14 protein-coding genes are annotated in these 12,862 nt (G+C 61.2%); 1 reads left to right on the top strand and 13 read right to left on the bottom strand.

The window, feature by feature from the left end:
- Positions 1-502: 502 nt before the first annotated feature.
- From MU846_RS08990 to xerD, 9 genes are all read right to left on the bottom strand, one after another.
- Positions 503-1,576 (bottom strand): PDDEXK nuclease domain-containing protein, encoded by a 1,074-nt coding sequence (locus tag MU846_RS08990; protein ID WP_246951856.1) that lies wholly within the window; start codon positions 1,574-1,576, stop codon positions 503-505.
- A 323-nt stretch (positions 1,577-1,899) separates the two neighbouring features.
- Positions 1,900-2,748, bottom strand: coding sequence for a TIGR03915 family putative DNA repair protein (locus MU846_RS08985; RefSeq protein WP_246951854.1), 849 nt, complete (start codon positions 2,746-2,748; stop codon positions 1,900-1,902).
- A complete protein-coding gene (locus tag MU846_RS08980; protein WP_246951852.1) occupies positions 2,739-3,968 on the bottom strand; it encodes a putative DNA modification/repair radical SAM protein in 1,230 nt (409 codons plus the stop codon). Before MU846_RS08980 ends, MU846_RS08985 begins: the two co-directional genes overlap by 10 nt.
- 489 nt (positions 3,969-4,457) lie before the next feature.
- The gene (locus MU846_RS08975; RefSeq protein ID WP_246951849.1) at positions 4,458-4,862 is read right to left on the bottom strand and encodes a globin; all 405 of its coding nucleotides are present in this window, start codon (positions 4,860-4,862) and stop codon (positions 4,458-4,460) included.
- 76 nt (positions 4,863-4,938) lie between these two features.
- Entirely contained in the window at positions 4,939-6,018 is a 1,080-nt protein-coding gene (gene thrC / locus MU846_RS08970) for a threonine synthase (protein ID WP_246951847.1), read from the bottom strand.
- A gap of 71 nt (positions 6,019-6,089) precedes the next feature.
- On the bottom strand, positions 6,090-7,394 hold the full coding sequence (locus MU846_RS08965) for a homoserine dehydrogenase (protein WP_246951845.1): 1,305 nt from the start codon (positions 7,392-7,394) through the stop codon (positions 6,090-6,092).
- 320 nt (positions 7,395-7,714) lie between these two features.
- Positions 7,715-7,975, bottom strand: coding sequence for a DUF2789 domain-containing protein (locus tag MU846_RS08960; RefSeq protein WP_246951843.1), 261 nt, complete (start codon positions 7,973-7,975; stop codon positions 7,715-7,717).
- A 34-nt stretch (positions 7,976-8,009) separates the two neighbouring features.
- Positions 8,010-8,738, bottom strand: coding sequence for a DsbC family protein (locus MU846_RS08955; protein WP_246951841.1), 729 nt, complete (start codon positions 8,736-8,738; stop codon positions 8,010-8,012).
- A 55-nt stretch (positions 8,739-8,793) separates the two neighbouring features.
- Entirely contained in the window at positions 8,794-9,756 is a 963-nt protein-coding gene (xerD, locus tag MU846_RS08950) for a site-specific tyrosine recombinase XerD (RefSeq protein WP_246951839.1), read from the bottom strand.
- A 120-nt stretch (positions 9,757-9,876) separates the two neighbouring features.
- On the opposite strand from xerD, the gene MU846_RS08945 reads away from it, so the two are divergent.
- The gene (locus MU846_RS08945) at positions 9,877-10,131 is read left to right on the top strand and encodes a GlsB/YeaQ/YmgE family stress response membrane protein (protein WP_246951837.1); all 255 of its coding nucleotides are present in this window, start codon (positions 9,877-9,879) and stop codon (positions 10,129-10,131) included.
- A 561-nt stretch (positions 10,132-10,692) separates the two neighbouring features.
- Here the strand turns inward: MU846_RS08945 and rplS are convergent.
- The 4 genes from rplS to rpsP are packed head-to-tail and all read right to left on the bottom strand — an operon-like array spanning position 10,693 to position 12,711.
- Positions 10,693-11,058 carry a 50S ribosomal protein L19 gene (rplS, locus tag MU846_RS08940; RefSeq protein ID WP_246951835.1) on the bottom strand — a complete coding sequence of 122 codons (366 nt, stop codon included), beginning with the start codon at positions 11,056-11,058 and terminating at the stop codon, positions 10,693-10,695.
- A 33-nt stretch (positions 11,059-11,091) separates the two neighbouring features.
- A complete protein-coding gene (gene trmD / locus MU846_RS08935; RefSeq protein WP_246951833.1) occupies positions 11,092-11,874 on the bottom strand; it encodes a tRNA (guanosine(37)-N1)-methyltransferase TrmD in 783 nt (260 codons plus the stop codon).
- Positions 11,875-11,911: 37 nt separating this feature from the next.
- A complete protein-coding gene (rimM, locus tag MU846_RS08930) occupies positions 11,912-12,460 on the bottom strand; it encodes a ribosome maturation factor RimM (protein WP_246951831.1) in 549 nt (182 codons plus the stop codon).
- Positions 12,460-12,711 (bottom strand): 30S ribosomal protein S16, encoded by a 252-nt coding sequence (gene rpsP, locus MU846_RS08925; RefSeq protein WP_246951828.1) that lies wholly within the window; start codon positions 12,709-12,711, stop codon positions 12,460-12,462. The genes rimM and rpsP overlap by 1 nt, the downstream gene beginning before the upstream one ends.
- Positions 12,712-12,862 lie beyond the last annotated feature (151 nt).

Here is a 12,862-nt window from a genome sequence, read left to right as displayed (position 1 = left end):
AAGCGACACCTTGCGAGAAAGCGGCGTGTTTGCGAAAAAAGCGCCGTACTTGCGCAGCACAGTGTTTACCGAAAAAAAGAATCGCAGCCGGCCTTGCCATGTAACGGGCTCCTGACTTTCAACCCATAAACGCCACAAAAACCGCGGGCTAGAATGTGGTAACCACTGCTCGCCTCCGCTCGGCATTTAAAAAACGAAAAAAGGGCTTCATCCTCGATTGCCAGAAGTCTTCAGGAGTGCATTCTCACTCTTTATCCCGGATCCCAGGTTTTTTTTGAGCGAACCCTGCTGGACAGGAAGACGATAGCGACGCTGGGCCGTTTAGCCGGCTATCGGGATCAGAAGTATTTCTTCCTCAAAATTCGTGCTTCCTTCTCCGGCAACAATCAGAAAATGGACGGCGACATGATTATGATCCGGTTCTCAGGCGGCATTGCCCGGAGCTGTAGTCAGCACCGGGCTGCCTGCGAGCCCGGCGGCGCTATGCCGGGATATACGAAAGCTATTCTCCGTTTTCGTCATTTCGCGGCCGCTGCTCGATCTGCTGTTGCGCGCGTTGTGTCGCTTGCTGCAACCGTTCCACCAGCACCGCACGCGGCGGCAGCGAAGTCAGGTACTCGGCCACATGAATACCGGATTTATCCAGCTCCAGCAGTTCGACTTGCTCACGCTTCTTGCCGGTGCATAGAATGATCCCGACGGGTGCAGCTTCGCCCGGTTCACGTTCATGCTTGTCCAGCCAGCGAAGATAAAGCTCCATCTGCCCCTTGTCGGCCGCCTTGAATTCGCCGATCTTCAATTCCACTGCAACCAGCCGCCGTAACTTGCGGTTGTAGAACAACAGATCGAGATAAAAATCCTCGTCGTCAATCTGGATGCGCTTTTGCCGAGCCAGGAAGGAAAAGCCCGCGCCCAGCTCCAGCAGGAAGGATTCCATTTCGCGGATGATGGCGGCCTCCAGGTCGCTTTCCTGCCAGCTATCCTGCAGCCCCAGGAAATCGAGGATATACGGGTCACGCATGACCAGCGCGGGTGACATGCGCTGCACGTCGCGCAGTGTCGACAACTCCTGTGCGATGGTTTCCTCGGGCTTTCTGGACAGCACCGTGCGCTCATAGAGCATCGAATTGATGCGCTCGCGCAGTGTCCGTACGCTCCAGCGCTCAGCGCCGGCCATTTGCGCATAATAGTCCCGTTGCACCGGCTCCTTGAGGGCCAGCAGCAGGACGAAGTGCGACCAGCTCAATTGTCGCGACAGTGTCGCGACAATTGGCTCATCCGGGAAAGTGACGGCGAATTTGACCATCCGGCGCAGGTTTTTCTCTCCGAATCCACGCCCATAGTCCTGGGAAAGCTGCGTGGCCAGCGTCGGCAGTATTTCTTCGCCGTACCCGGCCCGCTGCCCGGCCAGCACTTCCGTATGAATGCGCTGTCCGATGCGCCAGAACAGCAGGGTCAGCTCCGCGTTGACCGCTGAAGCTGCGCGCTGGCGTGATGCCTCGATCAGTGCCTGAATGTCGCCCAGCAGCGCCGACGGCGCTGCGGACACCGATGTGGATACCTTGCGTTTGCTCATGTTGTTTCCTCCTTGATAACTGCTATCCCAACATCCGTGTGTAGCGATGAGCGTATTACGCTGGCTTGCCAGTCTTCAGCCGCCCGCCGAACTGCGCTGCTTCGACAAAAACATCGCCACGATCTTGCGCGCTGTGAGCATCACGCTAGCCCCCGACGACAAGGCCGGGGCTGGCAATGATGCCTGGTACGAAATCAACGGCGGATATCCTACCTTGCCCCCATCTCCCACCTCGGCGCTTTGCAAGACAATGCCAGGGTGCGCTGCCGCCGTTGTGATAGCCCCCGGTGATCAAAAAATGCTTCTTTTCAAGCCAATAGCGCTCACGGCTTGCGCACCAGCCGTGCCGGAATCTGCTTGCCGGGCAAGCTGGCCACCGATTCACGCTGGCCGCTGCGCCGGCTGCCGCGCTGCGCTTCACTGATCAATTCGGGGATAAGCCGCCCTTCTTCGAGCTGCGCCCAGAAGCGCCGGGGCATGTGACCTTGCATCGCCTCTCGATTAAGCCGGGCCGGATTGAAGATATGTCGGTAATAGGTCGCCCACAGGCTCTCATCGTCGCGCACTCCTTTTGCCACGGCGCGCCACGGCTCTGGGCAGGGCCGGGCGTAATGCAGCGCCTCGCCGTCGTAAAAGACGCCGTCCTGCGGTGTCGCGATGACCCAGCGCTGCTGCCCGAGCCGCTCGGCAAAATGGCTGCTGGCCAGATCAAGGATGTCATGTGCCGGCTCGTGCCAGGCCACCCAGTCCAGCTCGGCAACGGTGCTCTTGCGAAACCGCAGGAAGGCATGCAAGTGGTGCATTTCCCTACGCACGGCCTTGATTCTTTTCTGCAATATTGCGCCATCAGGATCGCCGGCCATGATTGCCTGCCGCTCGCCCGCATTCAGCCGCCACAACACTTTATAGAGAAAATCCCAGCGCCCCGGGGCGCGAAAACGGGCCGCGAGCGCCAGCATGTCCACCGCCCTGGCCGGCACCAGCAAGGCAGGCGCCGGCTCCGGCAATGGCGCCAGCACAGCGCTCTGCGCGCCAAACAGATCGGGCGCGGCCTCGGCCTGCCAGCACACCTCGCCGGGCAGCAGCGAGCGTTGCAGTGCTATGCGCGCCTGCTCCCGCCATTGCTCAAAATCATCCTGACAATCGAGCACATACATGTTGGCTAACCCCATAACGACAGCTGCTGGGCGGAGAGGCTCAGACGCTGCCGCAGCACCACGGACGCGCTGTCCTGCCGGGGCCGGTAATCCCGTGTGATGATGAATGGCCTGGCTTTTTCCAGTGCGCAGCGTAGCCGGCGCAGATCCTCCAGCCGTACTGCACGCACCTGCCGCAACGCCACGATACGCTGTGCCGACCGCAAACCGATGCCGGGCACGCGCGCTATCATTTGCTGCGAAGCGCGGTTGATATCCACCGGAAACTGCTCCCGGTGCCGCAGTGCCCACCCCAGCTTGGGATCGATATCCAGCGGTAAATCCTCTTCACTGCTGTGCAGCAGTTCCTCGGCCTGGAAGCCGTAGCCCCGCATCAGGAAATCGGCCTGATACAAGCGGTGCTCACGCAACAGCGGTGGCGCTTGCAGCGGCACCAGCGGCGGGCTTTTGGGGATTGGTGTAAAAGCCGAGTAGTACACGCGCCGAAGCCCGAAGTTCTGGTACAGATGCTGTGCTCGCGTGAGGATCACTTTGTCACTGCTCGGCTCGGCGCCGACGATCAACTGGGTACTTTGCCCGGAGGGTGCAAAGCGCGGCGCTTTGGCGCGGCCGCGCGCCGGCTGCTCCTGCACGGCCTTGCGGCCATCACGGATGACGCCCATCGCAGCCTGGATGCCGGCGATGCTCTTCTCCGGTGCCAGACGCTGCAATGCGCTGTTCGAGGGCAGCTCGATATTCACGCTCAGCCGATCGGCATAGCGACCAGCTGCGGCAATCAGCTGCGGGTCGGCATCAGGGATCGTCTTGAGGTGGATATAACCGCGAAACTGGTGTTCCTCCCGCAGCAACCGCGCCACTTCCACCAGCTGTTCCATGGTGTAATCCGCCGAGCGGATAATGCCCGAGCTGAGAAACAGGCCGCTGACGTAATTGCGCTGATAAAAATCCAGTGTCAGGCGCACCACTTCTGCAGGCGTGAACCGAGCACGCGGCACATCGTTGCTACGCCGGCTGACACAATACTGGCAGTCGTACAGGCAGAAGTTGGTGAGCAGGATTTTCAGCAGCGAGACGCAGCGGCCATCGGGGGTGTAACTGTGGCAGATACCGGCACCATTGGTGCTGCCGATGCCCGCCTTGTTGCGGGAGCTGCGTTTCGGCGCACCACTGCTGGCGCAGGAGGCATCGTATTTTGCCGCATCAGCCAGAATGGCGAGCTTGGCGATGATTTCCATGATGTTCACCCACCACTGATCTTACGGTCAGTATATGGACTGTCCGCATGGCCAGCAATACAGGCGCGCCTCTCCTCGCAGTCATCTTTCGTCTCGGCACAATAAAGCGCCCGATTCGGGACGATCGTCATGGATCATGGCGGCTGTTTTACCGGATTGAATGGCGCGAGAGGGCGCCTTGGAACAGTAGAGGCACTGAGTGCAGTCGGGGCGGCACGGGGGCGGCACGGGGGTGGCGGGTGACGGACAAAGCCTCGCGGCCCTGGGCCACACAGTGCTTGCCTACTCAATGAACGCCGCCCTGTTTGCCCACTTTACTTGAAGCACGGCAGGCGCCGGGCTGCGCTGCTTCGGCAGCACGCCGGGATGTGGCGGCTACATACAACGGGAGCGCTCTGCCATGCGCGAAAATCCTGCGGCGCTCTCGATACTTGCGGTAACGTCCATTACCTCAAGTACCGCCGTGCTCCGACATCTTCTCCGACACACTCAATAAGCGTCGCGGATCAGATCAATACCGGGGTTAAGCACGGCCCGCCACTGGCGATCCAGTTCGCTGGTATATTCCGGATCGTGCAACTGCACGGTTTCCATCAACGCATCCAGCCACACCGCATAAAGTGCCGGTGGCACATTGTAGCCTTCGCGATCATGGGTCTTGCCCAGATCACGCAGCTTGCCGCCCGGTGCGCCACGGGAATACATCACCAGCCAGGAAATACCGGCGCGCAGCAGGCGCCGCTGCTCGGCCATGTCGGTATTAGTGAACATCTGCCGCACCGCGTCTGAGCGGCCCATGAAAATACGATAGAAATCTTCGAAGAACTGTTCCCGTGCACAGCAACGGCCATAGCTCTGGAACACGCTATCGGAATCGGAAAGGGGACGGGCCATGGACGCTTCTCACGTTTCTCGTTGGGCAGGACAATACCGCCGGCGGATGCCGGCGGTATCGTAAGACAGGGCAGGTTTACATGTGCGAGAGGATCGCCTGTTTCACAGCGTTCAGTTCCGCATCAATGGTGACCATACGGGCTGCCTGGCACTGCTCGATGGCTGTGTCCGGGTCCTTCAGGCCGTTGCCAGTGAGAGTGCAGACGATGGTCGAGCCTTCCGGAATCTTGCCGCTGCGGATATCACGCATGGCACCACCAATGGAAGCAGCAGAGGCCGGCTCGCAGAATACGCCTTCTTTTTCTGCCAGCAGTTTTTGCGCGTCGAGGATTTCCGCGTCGCTCAGCTCATCAAACCAGCCGCCGGATTCTTTCTGCAATGCCCAGGCTTTGTCCCAGGATTGCGGGTTGCCGATACGGATGGCGGTGGCCACGGTTTCCGGGTTCTCGACCGGCGCACCACGCAGGAAAGGCGCGGAACCGGCCGCCTGGTAGCCCACCATTTTCGGCGCGCTGCTAACGATGCCGGCACGCTGGTATTCGCTGTAACCCATCCAGTGCGCGGTGATGTTGCCGGCGTTGCCCACCGGCAGGCAGTGGAAATCCGGCGCCCGGTTGAGTTCTTCGACAATTTCGAAAGCGGCCGTTTTCTGGCCTTGCAGCCGATACGGGTTGACCGAATTCACGATCGTCACGGGCGCCTCGCCGGCGATATCTTTCACCAGCTGCATGCCGGCATCGAAGTTGCCGCGAATCTGCATGATGACGGCACCGTACATCATCGCCTGCGCCAACTTGCCCATGGCGATCTTGCCTTCGGGGATCAACACGAATGCGGTGATGCCGGCGCGTGCCGCGTAGGCTGCTGCCGCCGCCGAGGTATTGCCGGTGGAGGCGCAGATGATCGCTGTGCTGCCCTCTTCCACAGCCTTGGTGACCGCCATGGTCATGCCACGATCCTTGAACGAGCCGGTCGGGTTCAGCCCTTCGTATTTGACGTAGATGTCTATATCCTTGCCCAGCAGGCGCGGAATGTTCTGTAGCCGGATCAGCGGTGTGTCACCTTCGCCCAGGCTGACCGAGGGGGTGCTGTCGCTCACCGGCAGGTACTCCCGGTAGCGGTTGATCAGGCCTGTATAGCGTTCACGAAATGGCATAACGGACTCTCTGTCTTTGAGAAAGCGGGCCTTCCCGCTTTCTGTCTTGTCTGGTGTATGTTTCAGCTGTGTCAGGCGTCCAGTGTCTCGACCCGGATACGCATGATATCGTCACGCACCGCATCAAGGGCGCCAATTTCGGCCAGCGCCTCACGCATGGCCACGCCCTTGACGGTATGGGTCATCAGCACCACGGAAACGTGCTCCTGACCCTCGACATCCTTCTGGTACATCGCTTCGATGCTGATGCCCTTGTTGCTGAGGATGCGGGTGATATCCGCCAGCACGCCGGGGCGATCAAGCACATGCAGGCGCACATAAAACGAGCACTCCACCTCGTCCATGCTCAGCACCGGCACTTCCGACATCGCTTCGGCATGAAAGCCCAGGTACGGCACGCGCTCGTCATGATCGATGGTCAGTGCGCGGCCCAGCTCGATCACATCCGCCACCACCGCCGAGGCGGTCGGCTCGCTGCCAGCACCCGCGCCGTAAAACAGCGTCGGGCCAACGGCATCGCCATCCACCATCACGGCATTCATGACACCGTTCACGGAGGCCAGCAATACTTCCTTGGGGATCAGCGTCGGGTGCACGCGCAGCTCCACACCGTTGCCGGTATCCTTGGCGATGCCCAGGTGCTTGACACAATAACCGAAGTAATCTGCCGCCTTGATGTCCTCAGCGGTGATCTGGCTGATGCCCTCGGTGTACACCTTGCTGAACTGCAAGGGAATGCCGAACGCGATCGACGCCAGGATGGTGAGCTTGTGGGCCGCATCAATGCCTTCCACGTCAAAGGTCGGATCGGCTTCGGCGTAGCCCAGCGCTTGCGCTTCTTTCAGCACCGAGGCGAAATCGCGGCCCTTGTCGCGCATTTCCGTGAGAATGAAGTTGCCGGTGCCGTTGATAATGCCGGCCACCCATTTGATCTGGTTCGCCGCCAGGCCCTCGCCCAGCGCCTTGAGAATCGGAATGCCGCCTGCCACGGAGGCTTCGAACGCCACATCCACACCGCGCTCGTGCGCCGCCCGGAAAATCGCGTTGCCGTGCTCGGCGATCAGCGCCTTGTTGGCAGTCACGATATGCTTGCCGTTATCAATTGCCGCCAGCACCAGCTCACGCGCCGTGGTGGTACCGCCGATCAGCTCGACAAGAATATCCAGCTCGGGGTCACGGGCCAGTTCGAACACGTCCGCGGACACGCGGATGCCTTCGATATTACAGGCCGGATTAGGCCGCCGTGCGCCAATATGGGCAATCTCGATCGGCCGGCCGATACGCCGGGCAATTTCCTGTGCGTTGCGTTGCAGCACATTCACCGTGCCGCTACCCACCGTACCCAGACCCGCAATGCCGACCTTTACAGGCTTCACTTCTCATCCTCTCGTTGTGTCACGATTGTGGTGTCACCATGCAATCCGAAACGTCGCGCCTTGTCATGCTTGCCATACTGGCTGGCACGCCCGCCCCGCGCCGCCGGGCCGCCACGCAACAAAGCGCAAGGCGGCAAGCGCGGATTCGCTGGAATACAGCTGCCACGACAAGTACCCGAGACGGTGTTTGGCGCCAGCGGCGCAGTGCGCACGCTGTTCTGACGCAGGGAGGCCGCCACCTTACTTGTGCACCCGCACGCCGTCAATCCGGCGCCGTGTGCGGCTGACAGCCGTCCTCACTGCGGGCAACCGCATACTGGTTACGGCTGTGTCTGGCTGGCCTTCACAGCATCTTCATGGAGTGATTCACTGAGTTGGTCGACCACAATTGCCCAAGCGGCGTCTGCCTTGACCTGCTCCACCAGAAACTGGCGCTGGGCATCATTCCAGTAGGGTGCATCGGCCAGCGACATATCGGCCGGCAGCTGGTGGTTGCGGATAAACTCCGCAATCCCCTGCTCGCTGGCGTCCAGGCCCAGCTGCAGGAACAGGTTGGTCATTCTCGGTACGACATTGCTCATATTCAGCTCTCCTGCAGTGTGCTGGTAAGGAGAATCACCGCAAACCAAGCGCTTCGGCCAGCTTCGTCGGTGGCAGATAGCCGCCGAGTTGCTTGCCCTGCATGGAAAATACCGCCGGGGTGCCGCGCACGCCGAGGCGCCCACCGAGCGCGTACTGTTCCGCCACCGGATTATCGCAGGCAGGGGGCTTCTCAGTGATACTGCCCGTGCGCTTGGATTCTGTCATGGCGGTCTGACGATCCTTGGCACACCAGACCTGCTCCATCAGCTGGCCGGTAGGCGACCCCACGTTGGCGCGGGGAAAGGCGAGGTAATGCACGGTGATGCCAGCTGCATTGATCTCGTCGATCTCCTCGTGCAGGCGCCGGCAATAGCCGCAGGATGGGTCGGTAAATACCATCACTTCGGCTTTTTCCGAAGGTGCCTTGAAAGTCACCGTCTGCGCCATATCAAAATCGGCAAACGCTTTCTGCCGCTCGCCCTCAAGGCGCCTGTCGGTCACACTGACCGGCCCACGCTCGCCCAGCTCGAACAGCTCGCCGGCAATCAGGTAACGGCCATCTTCCGAGGCCAGCAGGCGCTCTGCGCCATTCAGCTCTACCTCCAGCAGCCCCTTGATGGGGGATGCCTCCACCGCCGTCACTTGCACGGGTTGGCCGGTAGCGCCCAGGCTTTGCTCGATGCGCTTTTTTACCTCGTCGCTGGCAAGAGCCGGCAGGGTGAACAGGATGGCGACGGCGGCCGCGCTCCAGGCTGCTTTCATCAAACTTCTCCGTTGGCGGCCCGTGATGAGCCGGTGCTGTATCGGTCATGCTTGGTCATGCATTGTCAGACGCCACATCTGTCATCAGGTTTCCTGCCCGAGGGTGATGCTCTGCATGCAGGCGCTTGAGACGGTGCTGCGCCACATGGGTGTAGATCTGCGTGGTGGACAGGTTACTGTGCCCGAGCAGCAACTGCACGACACGCAGATCAGCGCCATGATTGAGCAGATGCGTGGCGAAGGCATGACGCAGTGTATGCGGCGACAGCGGCTTGCTGATACCCGCCTGCACGGCCACCTGCTTCAGGCGATACCAGAATGTTTGTCGGGTCATCATGGCGCCGCCACGGCCGGGGAACAGCATCTCGCTGCTCGCCGTGCCCAGCAGCAGCGCCCGACCCTCGCGCAGATACCTTGCCACCCAGGCCAGCGCCTCTTCTCCCAAGGGCACCAGGCGCTCCTTGTCGCCTTTGCCGATGATGCGTACCAGCCCCTGGCGCAAGCTGATCTGATGCATGGTCAGCCCGACCAGTTCGGACACACGCAGGCCGGCAGCATACAGCACCTCGAGCATGGCACGATCACGCAGCCCCAAGGGGGTGGCGGTATCCGGTGCCGCCAGCAACGCCTCGACATCGGCTTCGGTCAGCGTTGCCGGCAGCGGATGAGTACTCTTCGGCTGCTCGACCTGCAACGTCGGATCGTCGCTTGCATGCCCCTCTCGCAGCAGCCATCGAAAGCAGCCGCGTAACGCCGATAGCTGACGGGCGACGGAGCGCCCCTTGATGCCGCGCAGGTATTGCCAGCTCAGATATTCATACACGTCCTCGCGCCGGCAGCGCGCAAGCTCGATCCCGCGCATGCTGTGCAACCAGCCGGCGAACTGCGTCAGATCACGGCGATAGCTGCTCAGGCTGTGCTCGCTGAGGCCTTTTTCCATCCACACGGCATCCAGCCAGGCGTCGATCAGGCGCTGATCGGCCTCGGTCGGGGGCGGCGGCAGGGTCGATTCGGTCATGAGTTGAATGATGACAGCCGCACAGCCCGCCCGCCAGCGCCGGAATTTACCAAACATAACAGCAAAGCCTGCGAGTTCGTGGCCATAATCCGCAGGAACCATCACACAGGGAGCATTGTCATGGGAATTCTGACATGGATCATTCTGGGGCTGATCGCTGGCCTGCTGGCACGCTGGATCATGCCGGGCAAAGACCCCGGCGGCGCAATTGTGACTATTCTGATCGGCATTGCCGGCGCCTTTGTGGGAGGCTGGCTGGGCCAGTTGCTCGGCGTCGGTGGTGTGGTCGGGGGCCTGAGCCTTGCCAGCATCATCACCGCAGTGCTGGGTGCCATTATTCTGCTGGCGCTCTATCGCGGCATTCGTAACGCCTGAATTTGCCGGCGAACCAGCGGGCCGCCCGAGGCGGCCCGCACGCTCTCCGCACCTTTCCCGCACTTTCCTTTCTTTCCTTTCGCCTGATGCGTCATACAGCCAGGTTCCATGGGGCTGATCCGGCACTGGCCGGCAACCCGCCAGTGAACACCAGGACGATCCGGGCAGTGCAGCCATTGCAGATAGCCTCAGCGCGCGCCACCCTCACGACTTGTACCCCAATGCCGCACGCCGCCGCACGAACGCCTGCCGGGCGCGCTAAACCCGTTGTTTCATCAATCACCCGAAACCTCCGGGCCGGGGCATGCAATCTTCCCCCGAACCGGGCCGCTGAGCACCAGCATCGTCAAGGGCACCAACAACACCATCAAGGCGATCAAACGCAGGCCAGGGCTATCTGGATAACGGCTGTTTCTTTCTCAGCATCAAAGCCGCTTTTCCAGACAATCCGCGATGAACCAAAAAAAAAGGGGCCGCCCACAGGTAGCCCCTTTCTTTCTTGCTGTCTGCCACTTGCTTCCTGCCGTTCAGCGCCTGCCTGCAGCGGCAGCGCCTTGGCAATCAGTTCGCGGAGCGAACCTTTTCCTTGATCCGCGCGGATTTACCCGAGCGATCACGCAGGAAGTACAGTTTCGCACGGCGTACATCACCACGGCGCTCGACAGTGATGCCGGCAACCAGCGGGCTGTGCAGCTGGAACACACGCTCTACACCTACGCCATGAGATACCTTGCGCACGGTGAAAGCGGAGTTCAAGCCACGATTGCGCTTGGCGATCACTACGCCCTGAAACGCCTGCAGACGCTCACGGGTACCTTCTTTCACCTTTACCTGCACGGTGACGGTATCGCCCGGTGCAAATTCCGGCACGTCGGTCTTCAGTTGTGCCTGCTCGATGCTCTGCACCAGAGGTTTATTGCCGCTCATGACTGCCTGCTCCTGTTACTGTAATAGCCGGCGCTAGGTCCGGTCGTTGCTGCTCTGTTCACTGTGCTCGCGAATGTATTCCGCCAGCAGGTCCTGTTCCTCGCTGCTCAGGCCCGGCGATAGCTGCCTTGCCTCAAGCAGATCCGGTCGTCGTTGCCAGGTGCGGCCCAGGGCCTGCTTCAGTCGCCAGCGGCGGATCGCCTCGTGGTGACCACTCAACAACACATCCGGTACACGCTGCCCGGCTATCTCTTCCGGGCGTGTATAGTGCGGGCAGTCCAGCAAGTTCGTCAGCTCACCGCTGAAGGAATCCTGCTCTGCCGAATCCTGATGCCCCAGGACTCCGGGCAGCCTGCGTGCCATGGCGTCGATCAACACCATCGCCGGCAGCTCCCCGCCACTGAGCACGTAGTCACCGATCGACCACTGCTCATCCACTTCCGTTTCCACAACCCGCTCGTCGATGCCTTCGTAGCGGCCTGCGATCAGGATCATGGCCGGCTCGCTCGCCAGCCGTTCCACTGCCTGCTGATCCAGCCGCCTGCCCTGCGGTGTCAGATAGATCACCTTCGCCGGGCCGGGCAACTGCTCGCGTGCTGCTTTCAGGGCAACCAGCAGCGGCTCCACTTTCATCAGCATGCCGGGGCCGCCCCCGAAGGGACGATCATCCACGGTGCGGTGCCGGTCGGTGGTGTAATCACGCGGGTTCACCGCGGTCACCGACAACAGACCCGCCTCGACGGCACGCCGGGTAATGCCATGGCCAGTCAGCGCCTGTAGCATCTCCGGGAACAGCGTCAGCACCGCGACTTTCATCTGCGCCTCGCGTCGTTACCCGCTACAGTGCACCGGCTCAGAACTCCGGGTCCCAATCCGCCACCAGCGTACCTGCCGCAAGGTCGATATCGCTGATGACCTGCTCCGGCAGCCAGGGAATCAGCCGTTCGCGCCGGTCCATGCTCTGCGCGTCGCCCTGCACCACGGCCACATCATTGGCGCCGGTTTCAAACATTTGTCGCAACTCTCCAAGATCGCGGCCATCGGGTAGCTTCACCCGCAGGCCGATCAGGTCGCGCCAGTAAATCTCATCTTCCCCGGCCGGCGGAATCACTCCTTTCGGAACAGCGATATCACGCCCCACCTGGGTGGTTTCCGCCTGTGTCCGGTCGGCGCAGCCATCAATGCTGGCCACCAGACCCTTCCCTTGCGGGCGGCCTTTTGTCAGACGAACGCTCTCCCAGCCATCCGGACCACGCAGGTACCAGGGCTGGTAGAGAAAAATGTTCTCTTTCGGGTCTGTGAAGGACTGCACCTTCACCCAGCCTTTAATGCCATAGGCCGCGACAACGCGGCCTATGACCAAGGCATCTTCATCAGGCAACATGCCTTCACCAGCACGCATCAGGCAGACTGCTTGCTGTGCTCCTTGATCAGCGTACGCACACGCTCGGAGGTGCCGGCACCGTTGCTGACCCAGTGCTGCAAGCGCTCCTGGTTCAGGTTCAGGCGCACTTCGCCACCACGGGCGATCGGGTTGAAATAACCCAGACGCTCGATAAAGCGGCCATCCCGCGCGTTACGGCTGTCCGTGACCACAACGTGGTAGAACGGACGTTTTTTCGACCCACCACGGGCCAGACGAATGGTTACCATACGGCTTCTCTACCTTGTAAATCCGCTTCAGGCCCCGCGCCACACGGCATCAGGCTGCCTGGATCCGTTGAGTCGGACCCCGAAAGGCCGCAGATTGTAGCGGCCTCGGGGTGACTTTGAAAGGGCTTTTTACTGCTTCGCGGCTGTCTCG

Origin of the sequence: Alcanivorax quisquiliarum (assembly GCF_023051175.1) — a bacterium.
GTDB lineage: Bacteria > Pseudomonadota > Gammaproteobacteria > Pseudomonadales > Alcanivoracaceae > Isoalcanivorax > Isoalcanivorax quisquiliarum.
The sequence above is the reverse complement of the archived record's forward strand: the minus strand, read 5'-3'. Positions and strand labels throughout refer to the sequence as shown.

Bases quoted from the DNA above. Each gene is read 5' to 3' on its own strand.
- rimM (WP_246951831.1), bottom strand. From the start codon at position 12,460: ATGCGTGCTGGTGAAGGCATGTTGCCTGATGAAGATGCCTTGGTCATA.
- MU846_RS08985 (WP_246951854.1), bottom strand. From the start codon at position 2,748: ATGGGGTTAGCCAACATGTATGTGCTCGATTGTCAGGATGATTTTGAG.
- rpsP (WP_246951828.1), bottom strand. From the start codon at position 12,711: ATGGTAACCATTCGTCTGGCCCGTGGTGGGTCGAAAAAACGTCCGTTC.
- MU846_RS08945 (WP_246951837.1), top strand. From the start codon at position 9,877: ATGGGAATTCTGACATGGATCATTCTGGGGCTGATCGCTGGCCTGCTG.
- MU846_RS08980 (WP_246951852.1), bottom strand. From the start codon at position 3,968: ATGGAAATCATCGCCAAGCTCGCCATTCTGGCTGATGCGGCAAAATAC.
- MU846_RS08955 (WP_246951841.1), bottom strand. From the start codon at position 8,738: ATGAAAGCAGCCTGGAGCGCGGCCGCCGTCGCCATCCTGTTCACCCTG.
- trmD (WP_246951833.1), bottom strand. From the start codon at position 11,874: ATGAAAGTCGCGGTGCTGACGCTGTTCCCGGAGATGCTACAGGCGCTG.
- MU846_RS08990 (WP_246951856.1), bottom strand. From the start codon at position 1,576: ATGAGCAAACGCAAGGTATCCACATCGGTGTCCGCAGCGCCGTCGGCG.
- MU846_RS08960 (WP_246951843.1), bottom strand. From the start codon at position 7,975: ATGAGCAATGTCGTACCGAGAATGACCAACCTGTTCCTGCAGCTGGGC.
- MU846_RS08975 (WP_246951849.1), bottom strand. From the start codon at position 4,862: ATGGCCCGTCCCCTTTCCGATTCCGATAGCGTGTTCCAGAGCTATGGC.
- thrC (WP_246951847.1), bottom strand. From the start codon at position 6,018: ATGCCATTTCGTGAACGCTATACAGGCCTGATCAACCGCTACCGGGAG.
- xerD (WP_246951839.1), bottom strand. From the start codon at position 9,756: ATGACCGAATCGACCCTGCCGCCGCCCCCGACCGAGGCCGATCAGCGC.
- rplS (WP_246951835.1), bottom strand. From the start codon at position 11,058: ATGAGCGGCAATAAACCTCTGGTGCAGAGCATCGAGCAGGCACAACTG.